This window comes from Pseudomonas sp. BF-RE-25, from assembly GCF_019956105.1.
Classification (GTDB): domain Bacteria; phylum Pseudomonadota; class Gammaproteobacteria; order Pseudomonadales; family Pseudomonadaceae; genus Aquipseudomonas; species Aquipseudomonas migulae.
In genome coordinates this window covers 20,257-32,269 of record NZ_JAHBDB010000031.1, presented here as the reverse complement: position 1 = coordinate 32,269, position 12,013 = coordinate 20,257, and the positions used below count along the sequence as shown (strand labels likewise).

The window sequence follows — 12,013 nt, the reverse complement described above, 5'->3', positions numbered from 1 at the left end:
CCAGGCGCACAGCGCAGGACCTGTAGGAACAATCAACGGGAAAGGCAGGAATCCGGTGGGCGCGCGTGACGGCAATGCCACAACGCCCAGAAGGCGAGTTCGGAAGGAAGTGCGACTGGACAATCGTCCATAAAGAAGACCGCAGTAGACAGATGAGCAGCAGCGTCACATGGCTGGTTAAGTCGTTAAATCGGGATTTGAAGAACTTTGGTTGTGGGTTGGCTAAACAATCAACCAGCCACCCTATACCCAATGTGGCTGCCGCCACACAAACCATTGTAGGAGCGAGCCTGCTCGCGATGACGGAGAGTCAGGCAACATAAATATTGAATGAAAAATTGCTATCGCCGGCAAGCCGGTCTCGCTCCTACAGGGTTCTGTGTTGCGGCAGAGGTATTTGATTTTTAAATACCGCGACGGACTTTCTGATTTGCGGCTTCCAGGCCTCTCGCGCCTAATCGGGCCCTGTCATTCAAGGTCCAATCGATGGAAAACGTCCGAGCCACTTCTCGCCCTGCCTTCTGGTTGATGGTCAGCATCATGCTCGTCGCGCTGAACCTGCGCCCATCCATGGCCGCGGTCGGCCCTTTGCTCTCGGCGATTCGCGGCGATATCCCGCTGAGTTTCAGCCTGGCGTCGCTGCTGACCATGCTGCCGGTGATGGCCATGGGATTGGCGATGTTCTTCGGCCTCAGCGTCAGCCAATGGCTTGGCGAACAGCGCACGGTGGTGGTGTCGTTGCTGATCATCGGACTGGCGACGGTGTCGCGCCTGTTCCTCGACTCCGCGGCCGAACTGATCCTCAGCGCCGTTCTGGCAGGTGTCGGTATCGCGCTGATTCAGGCGTTGATGCCGACGCTGATCAAGTCGCGATTCAGCGACAACGTTTCCGTGTGCATGGGCCTCTACGTCACGTCGATCATGGGTGGCGCCGCCCTTGCCGCGTCCTTCGCGCCGCTGGTGATGATGCGCACCGGCAGTTGGCGGGGAGGACTGGCGATCTGGTCGATCCTGGCATTGGTGGCGCTACTCTTCTGGCTCGGCCAACGTGCGGTGATGCCGGCACTGCCCGCTCAAGCGCAACGAAACAGGTCGTTCTTCGCCAATTCCCGCGCCTGGTTACTCGCCATCTTCTTTGGTCTGGGCACAGCGTCCTACACCTGTGTGCTGGCCTGGCTGGCGCCGTACTACGTGGAGAAAGGCTGGAGCGAACAAAACGCCGGTTTGTTGTTAGGTTTCCTCACGGCCATGGAAGTACTGTCCGGCCTGGTGACGCCTGCGATCGCCAACCGCAGCCGTGACCGTCGCCTGGTGCTGGTGGTGTTGCTGGCGCTGATCATGGCCGGTTTCTGTGGGCTGATAGTGAGCCCGCAACACCTGAGTCTGTTGTGGCCGTGCCTGTTGGGGCTGGGCATCGGCGGACTGTTCCCGATGAGCCTGATCGTGTCGCTGGATCATCTGGACAACCCGCAACGTGCGGGCGGGCTGACGGCTTTCGTCCAAGGCATCGGCTACCTGATCGCCGGCCTCTCGCCGCTGATTGCCGGGATCATCCGCGATCAACTCGGCAGTTTCGAATGGGCCTGGTGGTCACTCACCGGCGTCATGGCGCTGATGATGTTGATGGTCCTGCGCTTCAACCCGCGGCACTACGCCCGCCACATTCACTGACCCGGAAGCGCCCTCATGAAACACACCGGTTTCGCCGCCGCCCACGCTGGCATGCTGCTCTGGGCACTGTTGATCGCTGCTTCGTTTTCCGCAGCGGCACAGGTCAGTCAGGCTATTGATCCGGTCCTGCTGACCGGCTTGCGCCTGCTGTTTTGCGCACTGGTGTTTTTGCCGCTGTTGCTGATCAAGGGCGACACCGCCATGAACCGACGCGGGTTATTCGGCCATGCCGTCCTCGGCCTGCTGCTGGCGGTTTATTTTGGCTCGCTGTTCGAAGCGTTGCGTTACACCAGTGCGGTCAACACCGGCACGATGTTCACGCTGGTGCCATTGTTGACCCTGCTTTTCGAAGCCGTGTTGATGCCGGACAGCAGCCTGAAACAACGGGTATTGCCGATGTTGATTGCGGCCGCCGGGGCCGTGATGCTGGTGCTGAAAGGCACTGGGCCCGGCGAGTTGCCGTCGTTCTATGCGGTGTCGGTGTACGGGCTCGGTTGCCTGGCGATGGCGCTCTATTCGCCCCTGAGTCAGCGGCTGAAAACCAGCAGCCTCAAGGGTCGTGGCCCGGTAGGCATGACCTTCTGGAACATGCTGTTCGGTGCGTTGTTCCTGCTGGTGTTCTGTGGGGTCAGTGGAGGCTGGCGATCGGCATCGTTGCTGACCCTGAACGATTTTTACTGGCTGATTTACCTGGCGTTGTTCGCCACCCTGGCGACCTTCTGGTTGCTGCACCGGGCCATCGGTGTCATCGCCCCCTCCTCGGTCATTTCGTACATTTACCTGAGTACGTTGTTCATCACGCTGTTTCATTGGTTCTGGTGGCGTCAATCGCCGATGCCGCTGGAAATCGTCGGTGCGGTACTCGTAGGCATCGGCATGCTGACGTTATTGATGTCCAGTCGTCGCACTGTGCATTTGGCACTGCCTCACAACTAAAAGGGAAACTTCCCACAAGGCATTCTCCTGGGACCATCGTTCCGCTAGGATCATTCGCACGAGTTTGCGCTCAGTCAGCGCAAGGATCACAGCGAGATGGAATGGATGCTGAACAGTAACTTGCTTAGAAAACTCGACATGCAGGACCTCATGGTGTTTATCGCCGTGTATGAACAAAGCAGCGTCACCGGAGTGTCCGAAACACTCTGCGTCAGTCAGTCCACCGTCAGTTACTGCCTGAAAAAGCTACGCAGCGGATTCGAAGACGAATTGTTCATCAACACCCGCGCGGGGATGCGCCCTACTTACAAAGCCAGCACCATGTACACCCACGTGCTGAAAATCCTCGACAGCATCAACCTCTGTCACGCCGGGGCACAGGCGTTCGACCCTACCCTGCAACCGGTCACCTTCAACATCTGCGCACCGGAATACTTCGAGCAGTTAATCCTGCCGCGTTTATTGAAAAGCTTTGATTTCGCCGACTTACCGGTGATGGTCAACATGCACAAGTTCGAAACCGACATCCCGGCCGAAGAACTGCGCGACGGCAGTCTCGACCTGGTGATTTGCTTCGGCCCGAATTTTCATCGCAGTCACACCGACTTCAAATCCCGCATGTTGCTGGAGGACGATCTGGTCTGCGTCTTCGATAAACGCGCCACGCCGCTGGAGCCCCGTTTAAGTCTGCAAGCCTTCACCGAACGCCGGCACGTGTTTCCTACACCCTGGACATCAACCACCAACATGGTCGACGGCTGGCTGGCGCAGCAAGCGCAAAAACGGCAAATCGTCGCACGCTCCAACAGCTACAGCGCAGCGCTGAAAATGATCACAGGCACCGACTTCATCGTTACCCTGCCCCGACGCATCCAGCATTTACTGGCCAGCGAGGCGATTTTCAATCACTGCGAAGCGCCCAACGGCTTGCCGGGTTTCACCCTCGATATGCAATGGAGTCAAGGCGCCGATCAGGACAGCGCCAATACCTGGCTGCGTGAACAAGTGGTCAGGGCCTGCACTGAACAGGCCACTGCCTGAGACTCAGTTGTTGATGGCGACTTTGCTGTAGGACTCCCGATCAATGTCGAGGATTTCTACAGCCAACTGCACCTCAACCCCCGCCGGCCATTCACACAAGTCCTGCACCACCGCCAGCAGGCTTTCGGATAACTGCTTTTTGATCTGCGGCGAGCGGCCACTCAACAACGCCAGTTTCACGTGCACAAATGCCCGCTCAGCCAATGCAGTACCGACCTTGAAGGTTTCAACCTTCACGGCTCGGCTTTTGATGTCGTATTCGGCAGCAAACTGACCGGAAGCCACCAGCGTATTGTTGAGCCGGATCAACGCCACGTCGGCGTTCAAATCAGGCAGGTTGGCGGTGTACTCCATGTGCAGGTGGGGCATGACGTGGCTCCTGAAAGTAGGCGGAAAGGTCGTACATATAACACAGAGTGGTCCTGCTCACCGGGACGGCGGCGACGCTAATCGCTCACTCATGAACGCCTCCAGTCGCGAGCGCAACCAGCGCTCGGCGGGGTCGGTGTCGACGTGGCTGAGCCAGACCATCGACAGGTCAAGCGTCGGTGTCTTGAACGGAAAAGGCTCCATGAACAACTGTCCGGACGCCGCCATCGCCTCGGCGGTGTAATCCGGCAGGCTGGCGATCAGATCGGTTCCGGCGAGCAAGGCTGGCAAGGAACTGTATTGCGGCACGGATAACACTACCTGGCGTGTACGCCCGATCTCCGCCAGCCACTCGTCAGCGTAACCACTGATGTTGGCGGTGTGAGACACCAGCACGTGCGGGCGCGAGCAATATTCATTGAGGGTCAGCGGCGTGTCGGACGCATCGGCGCGCAGGATCCTGGGCTGGATGTGCCGCAACAATTTGCGCTTGGCATTGGCCGGCAGACCCCGGGTCTGGCTGATACCCACCGTGATGTCGCCGGATGCCAGCAAATCGGGAATTCGCCAGTAATCGACATGCTGCACTACAAACACCACCTTCGGTGCTTCCTGACGCAAGGCACGCAGCAACGGCGGCAACAGGCCGAACTCGACATCGTCCGACAGCCCGATACGAAACGTCATGGTGCTGACGGTCGGGTCGAAATCATGGGTCAGGCTTAACGCCACCGACAACGAGTCCAGCGCCGGCGACAAATACTGAATCAGCTCCTCGGCCCGGGCGGTCGGCTCCATTCGATGGCCAACCCGAATGAACAGCGGGTCGTTGAACATCGTGCGCAGGCGGTTGAGCGCCGAACTGATGGTCGGCTGCCCGAGAAACAACTTCTCCGCCACACGGGTAACGTTGCGTTCGAGCATCAAGGTTTCGAACACCACCATCAGGTTGATATCCGCCTTGCGTAGTTCGTTGCGATTCATCCACTGCCCCCAATCCCCAAATCTGCTGACAGTTTAGGTAGCTGTCGCAACGGGCGTCTATGCGACTCAAGCAGTTTGCATTTGATCGGGCTGCAAGGCTGCTTGAAACGAAGCTGCCCTGATTGAGCAGCTTCACCGCTGGAGGCCTAGATTTCCTTCACCGGAGTCTGATCCTGAGTGCCCTTGATCAGGCTGATGGCATGCACGCAATCCGCCTTGTTGACGTAAGCCTCCCCGCTGGCAATCGTTTCATTGTTCCCCGCCCGTAAACGCCACCGCCATTGACCTTTGCCGGTGTGCGGGGTGCCACGGGTTTGCCTGTAAATCTCGAAGTACATTGATCGCTCCTTGCGATGACTGATAACGGCAGGTCAGTGACCTGCGAAACCAGAGTAGATGAGGTTTTTGGGCGGAGAGGTGTTGCAATGTCAGGAGATATTTCGAGGGAAAACCCTTGATTGGGGCGGCAGCCAGTAGATACGAGGGGTGGTAATTCGAGCTACGTGGTTGAGTAACTTTTCTTGTGAACGGGCTTATTTTTCTTACTTCAGCCCGTTGACGGTTCCCACGCAAAAAAACTGAACACCTTGCGGTGTCCAGACCATTGCGACTACTTGCGGCTCTGCTACCTCGCACCAAAATCGCCAAAACAAAACGACCAGAAACGAAAAAGCCCCGTATTTAGCTACGGGGCTTAATAAGATGGTCAGTCTGACCGAGAAGCCCTGCAGGTTTACGCCTGCAGGGCTTTTTCGTTTAGTGCAAAAGCATATTCTGGCATCGTCTGACAGCCCCTTCCTGATTTGTCCAAGCCCCTGGCGGCATCAGGCTTGGCCCCTAAGCTCTGCGACGTGCGGGGCGAAAAGGCCCTGACCATCGACAATCATGCGAACTCAAAAGGAGCCTCTCCAATGGCTAGAGATAAAGCAAAAGACGACAAACACTTCAACTGTACCCAACCCCATGAAGCCGACTACGTCGCAGGCCTTTACCCTCACGCGAAGGAAGAGGTCAAAACATTACTGGCATCCGCCTGCAAGGACAAAACCTTGCACAACTCCACACACAGGGATGTCTACGAGCTGATCAAGAGGAAACTGGGTTACTCGCAGCCGTAAGTTTGGCGGGCTAATACGAAGCTGCTCTGATTGAGCAGCTTCACGGCTGTTTTTAAGCTCCACCCCAATTGCACAGAATAGAGCTCAGCACCGCATGAACTCGTCAGGCATGTACCTCACGATCAAGAACATCAGCCACCCACTGATTAATGCTCTTGTTAGCGAGCTGTGCTTTAACAGCGACTGTTGCGTGAAGTGCTGGTGCGAGACGCAGGCTGAGGTTGCCCGAATAGGGTTTTTGCGGGGAGCGGCCGAGCTTGGCACACGTCTCCAGATAATCTGTGACGGCCTCTTCAAATGCTGCGCGGAGCTCGCTGACTGACTCGCCATGAAACCCAACGACATCCTTGATACCCGCGATGTGGCCAACAAACAGGCCGTCTTCATCGCTGTATTCGATCCGGGCGGCGTAGCCCTGATAATTCATAACGTTCACGGAATAACTCCTGCTTGTTCAAGCGGCATTTTCACATCCGGGACTCAGCTGTTTTTGTACGGCCACAAGAATATCGGCGGGACTCTCGGCGCAGTTGTAGGCAAAATCCGAGAGATGCGTACGAACGTACATCTGCTGTCTAGGTGTCGACGAGGCGGCCACCGGTAAATACCGACGCCTAGTACTTACTTTTGTAAGTGCCCCCCCTAAAAACGCACTAAAAAATCTACAGAAACGAAAAAGCCCCGTAGCTTATTCAGCTACGGGGCTTTTTCTATGTAATGGCGGAGAGATAGGGATTCGAACCCTAGGTACCGGTGAAGGTACAACGGATTTCGAATCCGTCCCATTCGGCCACTCTGGCATCTCTCCAACGGCGCGCATCATAACAACACTTTTGCCGGAAGCGAACCCCCAAAGCGAAATTTTTTCCGTGCTATCAGATGCTTGCGTCGATTAAAGCGGTACGCCCAGACGATTGGCGACTTCTTCGTAGGCTTCGATGACGTCACCGAGGCCCTGACGGAAGCGGTCCTTGTCCATTTTCTTGCCGGTGGCCTTGTCCCACAGACGGCAGCCGTCCGGGCTGAACTCGTCGCCCAGGACGATGGAGCCGTCGGAGAACACGCCGAATTCAAGTTTGAAGTCGACCAGCAGCAGGCCGGCGTCGTCGAACAGTTTGCTCAGGACTTCGTTGACCTTGAGCGACAGTTCTTTCATGCGAACCAGTTGCTCGGCGGTGCCCCAACCGAACGCCACGACGTGGGATTCGTTGATGAACGGGTCGCCCTTGGCGTCGTCCTTCAGGAACAGTTCGAAGGTGTAAGGGTTGAGCTTCATGCCCTCTTCGACACCCAGGCGCTTGACCAGGCTGCCGGCGGCGTAGTTACGCACGACGCACTCGACCGGGATCATGTCGAGTTTTTTCACCAGGCATTCGTTGTCGCCCAGCAGTTTGTCGAATTGAGTCGGCACGCCGGCTGCTTCGAGTTTCTGCATGATGAAGGCGTTGAACTTGTTGTTCACCATGCCTTTGCGGTCGAGCTGCTCGATGCGCTTGCCGTCGAACGCCGAGGTGTCGTTGCGAAACAGCAGGATCAAGCGGTCAGCGTCATCGGTCTTGAAAACCGATTTGGCTTTGCCGCGGTAGAGTTCTTCACGTTTTTCCATGATGGGCTCCGCTTGCTAAGTAGGTGGGCTAGGCGATGTGTCGCCAGTCGAGCCCTGAATCTTGATCGGCCAGTTGCAGCCAGTCCGGGTCGCACCCGAGGGTGTCGACAAAACATTGCCGGGCCAGCTGCGGCAGGTTGTTCTTGCTGCTCAGATGGGCCAGGACCAGGTGTTGCAGGCCTTGCCAGCCCAACTCGGACACCAGGAATGCCGCCTGGTGGTTGTTCAAATGTCCCAGTTCACCACCCACCCGCTGCTTGAGAAAGTACGGGTAGTGACCGCGAGCCAGCATGTCACGGCAATGGTTGGCCTCGATCATCAACGCATCGAGGTCACGATAGCCGTCCAGCACCTTGTTGCAGTACGAGCCCAGGTCAGTCAACAGGCCGAAGCGCCGCTCACCGTCACTGAACACATATTGCGTCGGCTCCTGTGCATCGTGGGCCACGGCAATGACGCCGATGCTCAGTGCGCCGATCTGCAGTTGCTCGCCGCCAGCCAGAAGGCCAGCCGGTTCAATCGGTTTGCGCATCCCGCGCAGGGTGCCGCGACTGAGGTAGACAGGCAGATTGTAGCGCCGAGACAGCAAACCCACGCCATGCACGTGGTCGGCATGTTCGTGGGTCACGAGTATCGCGCTCAACTGCGCCGGGTTCACACCCAGGCGCAGCAAGCGTTTTTCGGTTTCCCGCAAGGAGAAACCACAATCCACCAGCACATACGTATCAGCGCTGGCTATCAGCGTGCCGTTCCCTTGGCTACCGCTGCCGAGAACGGCAAAACGCATGTGATCAGCCCAGGTTGTCCTGAATCACGCTCAACACTTTGCGCGCCACGTCAGCCGGCGCCACGGTGTTGATGTTTTTCTCGACGGTGACCTGAACGGTATCGCCTACCTTGCTCAGGCGAACCTGATAACGCTCGGCACGGGCTTCAACTTCTTCCTTGTCCGGCTTGCTGCCGAACAAACCGCTGAGGAAACCAGGCTTCTCGTCTTTCTTCTCGGCTTTTTCGGCCAGGTTGATGTAGTACAGGCCCAGGCTGCGGTTGATGTCTTCAACGCGCCATTCGCCCTGCTCCAGCGCACGACCGACGCTCGACCAGGCACGATCCAGGTCGGTGCCGACGTTCAGAACCGGGTTGCCGCTGCCGTCTTCGCTCAGGCTGACACGGCTTGGCGCATCAAAATCACGCGAGGCCAGCATGGAGACCGAACCGCCCTTCTCCGACGTGCGGCTCATGCTTGCCAGCATGTCGTCGACCAGCGCCGCGTCCAGGCCAGTGTTGACCGAACGGTTGGTGAAGGCCACATCGGCGGTGCTGCCGGCAGGACGCTCGGCGCTGACCACATAGACTTCACTGGTGTTGCGCTGCACGCCTGGCTCGATACGGACCCGCACGCGGGTTTCGCTGTCGGCGCCGACACCGGCTGCGCTCAGGCGCTTGGCCATCGCTGCGGACAGTTCGTCGGAATGCTGCCAGGTGGTGGTGAATTCGCCGGTTTGCGGGCGCTGTTCATCCAGACGGAAACCGTTGTCCTGGAAGAACTGCACAGCCACTGGCCAGACTTCGGCTGGCGGGTTTTGGGCCAGGATCGATCTCGAATCACCGCTCTTCTGCAGCGAGTAGGCACTGGCATCGGCAGCAGCGGACAGCGGCTGTGGACGCGGCACGATGTATTCGCCCTTGACGGTGTCATCGGCCACGTTGCGCGGGATCGGCAGCAGCGGATCCAGACGCTTGGCAGTGCTGACGTCCGTTGGCAATTGCATAGGTGCAGTCTGTTGCGCTTCCAGGTAATCGCTACCACGGTCACGGAAATAACCTTCCGGGCCCCAGACCCATCCGCAGCCACTGGTGCTGGAGATAATCAAGGCAAGTGCGGAAAGTCCGGCCAATCGCTTCATGCGTAGTGCTTCCTCAATTAAACCAGTACGCCGGACTGGCGCATGGCCTGTCGCAGCGGTTCGTGACAGGCAGCGCTGAGCCAGGTGAGCGGCAGACGGATACCGTCCGGCATCAAGCCCATTTCATGCAGCGCCCATTTCACGGGGATAGGGTTGGATTCGATAAACAGGGTTTTATTGAGCGGCATCAGCTTTTCGTGAATCGCGCGGGCCGTGACGGCATCGCCTTTCAGAGCAGCGTTGCACAGGTCGGCCATGTCGCGCGGGGCAACGTTGGCGGTCACCGAAATGTTGCCTTTACCGCCGAGCAGGATCAGCTCGACCGCTGTCGCGTCGTCGCCGGAAAGCACCACGAAGTCTTCGCTGACGCCGTCGATGATCGCTTTGGCACGGGCCAGGTCGCCAGTGGCTTCCTTGATACCGATGATGTTTTTCACGGTCGACAGGCGGATCACGGTTTCGGTCAGCATGTCACACGCCGTACGGCCCGGTACGTTGTACAGGATTTGCGGAATGTCGACGGCTTCGGCGATGGCCTTGAAGTGCTGGTACAAGCCTTCCTGGGTCGGCTTGTTGTAGTACGGCGTCACCAGCAGGCAAGCATCGGCGCCGGCGGTCTTAGCATTGGTGGTCAGCTCGATGGCTTCGCGGGTCGAGTTGGCGCCGGTACCGGCGATCACCGGAATGCGCCCTGCAACCTGCTTGACCACGTAACGAATCACTTCGATGTGTTCGTTCACGTCTAGCGTGGCCGATTCACCTGTCGTGCCGACCGCCACGATGGCGTGGGTGCCGTTTTGCAGGTGAAAGTCCACCAGTTTGCTCAGGCTGTCCCAGTCGAGACGACCCTGTGCATCCATGGGTGTGACCAGTGCCACCATACTGCCCGCAATCATGCAACCGCTCCTGCCGGAAAAAGAGAGCCGTAATGGTACTGGCGCCAAGATGCTTGTACAAGCGAAGTACTGCGCTGCTGCCATTCCCCTTGGCGCTGCTTTTCGCTACCCTTCAGACTTTGATCGGTACTGACAAGCTCGTACGCCGGGTTTCAGCCTCCATTTTCGGCATCACAAGCCCCGATCCAGCGTTGCCACCCTTCGCTCTTGCCTTAATGGAGCACGTTGCAACCTTCCGGCTCGGGTTTTCTGAATTCGCATCCGCAGGCTCGCCCCCGGCAATAAAAGCCCGTAGAAGTATCGACCGCTCATCGCTTTAGGAATGCTGCATGTCCACCCCCACAGTTCGCGAACAATTCCTTGTCATCAGTGCCCTCGGCGCCAACCCCATGGAGCTGACTAACGTCCTGTGCCGCGCCAGCCATGAAAATCGCTGCGCCGTGGTCACCTCTCGCCTGACCCGTCATGGCGAGTGCAGTGCGTTGATCCTCGAGATCTCCGGTAGCTGGGACGCCCTGGCGCGCCTGGAAGGCAGCCTGCCGAGCCTCGCCAAGAAGCACGCCTTCACGGTCAACGTGGTGCGCAGCGCGGCGCTGGAGAACCGTCCCCAGGCCCTGCCGTACGTTGCCTATGTCAGCTCGGCTTACCGCTCGGACATCATCAACGAGCTGTGCCAGTTCTTCATGGACCATAACGTCGAGCTGGAAAACCTGACCTGCGACACCTATCAGGCGCCGCAAACCGGCGGGACCATGCTCAACGCCACGTTCACTGTGACCTTGCCGGCTGGCGTACAGATCAGCTGGTTGCGCGACCAGTTCCTGGATTTCGCCGACGCGCTGAACCTGGATGCCCTGATCGAACCGTGGCGCCCACAAAACCCAATGTAAGGAAGCTTTCATGGCCGTAGCCATCGACCAACCGGTTGCCGACTTCGAAGCACCCGCCACCAGCGGACAGACCGTCAGCCTCGCGAGCCTTAAAGGCAAGCAAGTGGTGATCTACTTCTATCCGAAGGACAGCACGCCAGGCTGCACGACCCAGGGTCAGGGCTTTCGCGATCAGCTTGATGCCTTTAAAGCGGCTAACACCGAAGTCTTCGGCGTGTCCCGCGACAGCCTGAAATCTCACGAGAACTTCAAGGCCAAGCAAGCGTTCACCTTCGAGCTGATCAGCGACAAGGAAGAGGCGCTGTGCCAGCTGTTTGATGTGATCAAGCTGAAGAAGCTTTATGGCAAGGAATACATGGGTGTTGATCGCAGCACGTTTTTGATCGACAAGAACGGTGTGCTGCGTCAGGAATGGCGCGGCGTGAAGGTGCCGGGGCATGTGGATGCTGTTTTGGCTGCTGCGCAGGCATTGAACAATGCCTGATTGTTTGGCGTCCTGTCGGACGCTTTCGCTGGCAAGCCAGCTCCTACAGTTGATCGAGCTGTCCAGACGGACGCTGCCTAATGTAGGTGCTGGCTTGCCAGCGATGAGGCC

General features: G+C 58.1%; 14 protein-coding genes and 1 tRNA gene. 6 read left to right on the top strand and 9 right to left on the bottom strand.

What is annotated here, in order from left to right:
- Nucleotides 1-486 precede the first annotated feature (486 nt).
- From KGB24_RS15355 to KGB24_RS15345, 3 genes are all read left to right on the top strand, one after another.
- Nucleotides 487-1,671 carry a cyanate transporter gene (locus KGB24_RS15355; protein ID WP_223415204.1) on the top strand — a complete coding sequence of 395 codons (1,185 nt, stop codon included), beginning with the start codon at nucleotides 487-489 and terminating at the stop codon, nucleotides 1,669-1,671.
- Nucleotides 1,672-1,686: 15 nt separating this feature from the next.
- Nucleotides 1,687-2,607 (top strand): DMT family transporter, encoded by a 921-nt coding sequence (locus KGB24_RS15350; protein WP_223415205.1) that lies wholly within the window; start codon nucleotides 1,687-1,689, stop codon nucleotides 2,605-2,607.
- A 105-nt stretch (nucleotides 2,608-2,712) separates the two neighbouring features.
- Nucleotides 2,713-3,648 (top strand): LysR family transcriptional regulator, encoded by a 936-nt coding sequence (locus KGB24_RS15345; protein WP_032829211.1) that lies wholly within the window; start codon nucleotides 2,713-2,715, stop codon nucleotides 3,646-3,648.
- A gap of 3 nt (nucleotides 3,649-3,651) precedes the next feature.
- On the opposite strand, the gene KGB24_RS15340 is transcribed toward KGB24_RS15345, so the two are convergent.
- From KGB24_RS15340 to KGB24_RS15330, 3 genes are all read right to left on the bottom strand, one after another.
- Nucleotides 3,652-4,017 (bottom strand): 5-carboxymethyl-2-hydroxymuconate Delta-isomerase, encoded by a 366-nt coding sequence (locus tag KGB24_RS15340; protein WP_192228700.1) that lies wholly within the window; start codon nucleotides 4,015-4,017, stop codon nucleotides 3,652-3,654.
- Between the two features lie 57 nt (nucleotides 4,018-4,074).
- Complete coding sequence (locus KGB24_RS15335) at nucleotides 4,075-5,001, bottom strand: LysR family transcriptional regulator (RefSeq protein WP_223415206.1); 927 nt, start codon at nucleotides 4,999-5,001, stop codon at nucleotides 4,075-4,077.
- A gap of 146 nt (nucleotides 5,002-5,147) precedes the next feature.
- Nucleotides 5,148-5,339: a YegP family protein gene (locus tag KGB24_RS15330; RefSeq protein ID WP_008034931.1), complete on the bottom strand. Its 192-nt coding sequence runs from the start codon at nucleotides 5,337-5,339 to the stop codon at nucleotides 5,148-5,150.
- A 573-nt stretch (nucleotides 5,340-5,912) separates the two neighbouring features.
- On the opposite strand from KGB24_RS15330, the gene KGB24_RS15325 reads away from it, so the two are divergent.
- Nucleotides 5,913-6,119: a hypothetical protein gene (locus KGB24_RS15325; RefSeq protein ID WP_223415207.1), complete on the top strand. Its 207-nt coding sequence runs from the start codon at nucleotides 5,913-5,915 to the stop codon at nucleotides 6,117-6,119.
- Nucleotides 6,120-6,222: 103 nt separating this feature from the next.
- Here the strand turns inward: KGB24_RS15325 and KGB24_RS15320 are convergent, their stop codons facing one another.
- The 6 genes from KGB24_RS15320 to dapA all read right to left on the bottom strand — a co-directional run bounded on the left by KGB24_RS15320 (nucleotide 6,223) and on the right by dapA (nucleotide 10,528).
- Nucleotides 6,223-6,555 (bottom strand): type II toxin-antitoxin system HicB family antitoxin, encoded by a 333-nt coding sequence (locus KGB24_RS15320; RefSeq protein ID WP_223415208.1) that lies wholly within the window; start codon nucleotides 6,553-6,555, stop codon nucleotides 6,223-6,225.
- 282 nt (nucleotides 6,556-6,837) lie between these two features.
- Nucleotides 6,838-6,927 (bottom strand) — tRNA-Ser (locus KGB24_RS15315).
- An 84-nt stretch (nucleotides 6,928-7,011) separates the two neighbouring features.
- A complete protein-coding gene (gene purC / locus KGB24_RS15310; RefSeq protein WP_008034929.1) occupies nucleotides 7,012-7,725 on the bottom strand; it encodes a phosphoribosylaminoimidazolesuccinocarboxamide synthase in 714 nt (237 codons plus the stop codon).
- A 28-nt stretch (nucleotides 7,726-7,753) separates the two neighbouring features.
- Nucleotides 7,754-8,512 (bottom strand): MBL fold metallo-hydrolase, encoded by a 759-nt coding sequence (locus tag KGB24_RS15305; protein ID WP_008034928.1) that lies wholly within the window; start codon nucleotides 8,510-8,512, stop codon nucleotides 7,754-7,756.
- Between the two features lie 4 nt (nucleotides 8,513-8,516).
- Nucleotides 8,517-9,632, bottom strand: a complete 1,116-nt coding sequence (gene bamC / locus KGB24_RS15300; RefSeq protein WP_008034927.1) for an outer membrane protein assembly factor BamC — start codon at nucleotides 9,630-9,632, stop codon at nucleotides 8,517-8,519.
- Nucleotides 9,633-9,649: 17 nt separating this feature from the next.
- On the bottom strand, nucleotides 9,650-10,528 hold the full coding sequence (dapA, locus tag KGB24_RS15295) for a 4-hydroxy-tetrahydrodipicolinate synthase (protein WP_008034926.1): 879 nt from the start codon (nucleotides 10,526-10,528) through the stop codon (nucleotides 9,650-9,652).
- A gap of 329 nt (nucleotides 10,529-10,857) precedes the next feature.
- Between dapA and KGB24_RS15290 the strand changes: the two genes are divergently transcribed.
- Nucleotides 10,858-11,418, top strand: coding sequence for a glycine cleavage system protein R (locus KGB24_RS15290; RefSeq protein WP_008034925.1), 561 nt, complete (start codon nucleotides 10,858-10,860; stop codon nucleotides 11,416-11,418).
- 10 nt (nucleotides 11,419-11,428) lie between these two features.
- Nucleotides 11,429-11,902, top strand: a complete 474-nt coding sequence (locus KGB24_RS15285; protein ID WP_223415209.1) for a peroxiredoxin — start codon at nucleotides 11,429-11,431, stop codon at nucleotides 11,900-11,902.
- The last annotated feature ends 111 nt before the right edge of the window (nucleotides 11,903-12,013 follow it).

Bases quoted from the DNA above. Each gene is read 5' to 3' on its own strand.
- KGB24_RS15355 (WP_223415204.1), top strand. From the start codon at position 487: ATGGAAAACGTCCGAGCCACTTCTCGCCCTGCCTTCTGGTTGATGGTC.
- KGB24_RS15350 (WP_223415205.1), top strand. From the start codon at position 1,687: ATGAAACACACCGGTTTCGCCGCCGCCCACGCTGGCATGCTGCTCTGG.
- KGB24_RS15345 (WP_032829211.1), top strand. From the start codon at position 2,713: ATGCTGAACAGTAACTTGCTTAGAAAACTCGACATGCAGGACCTCATG.
- KGB24_RS15340 (WP_192228700.1), bottom strand. From the start codon at position 4,017: ATGCCCCACCTGCACATGGAGTACACCGCCAACCTGCCTGATTTGAAC.
- KGB24_RS15335 (WP_223415206.1), bottom strand. From the start codon at position 5,001: ATGAATCGCAACGAACTACGCAAGGCGGATATCAACCTGATGGTGGTG.
- KGB24_RS15330 (WP_008034931.1), bottom strand. From the start codon at position 5,339: ATGTACTTCGAGATTTACAGGCAAACCCGTGGCACCCCGCACACCGGC.
- KGB24_RS15325 (WP_223415207.1), top strand. From the start codon at position 5,913: ATGGCTAGAGATAAAGCAAAAGACGACAAACACTTCAACTGTACCCAA.
- purC (WP_008034929.1), bottom strand. From the start codon at position 7,725: ATGGAAAAACGTGAAGAACTCTACCGCGGCAAAGCCAAATCGGTTTTC.
- KGB24_RS15305 (WP_008034928.1), bottom strand. From the start codon at position 8,512: ATGCGTTTTGCCGTTCTCGGCAGCGGTAGCCAAGGGAACGGCACGCTG.
- bamC (WP_008034927.1), bottom strand. From the start codon at position 9,632: ATGAAGCGATTGGCCGGACTTTCCGCACTTGCCTTGATTATCTCCAGC.
- dapA (WP_008034926.1), bottom strand. From the start codon at position 10,528: ATGATTGCGGGCAGTATGGTGGCACTGGTCACACCCATGGATGCACAG.
- KGB24_RS15290 (WP_008034925.1), top strand. From the start codon at position 10,858: ATGTCCACCCCCACAGTTCGCGAACAATTCCTTGTCATCAGTGCCCTC.
- KGB24_RS15285 (WP_223415209.1), top strand. From the start codon at position 11,429: ATGGCCGTAGCCATCGACCAACCGGTTGCCGACTTCGAAGCACCCGCC.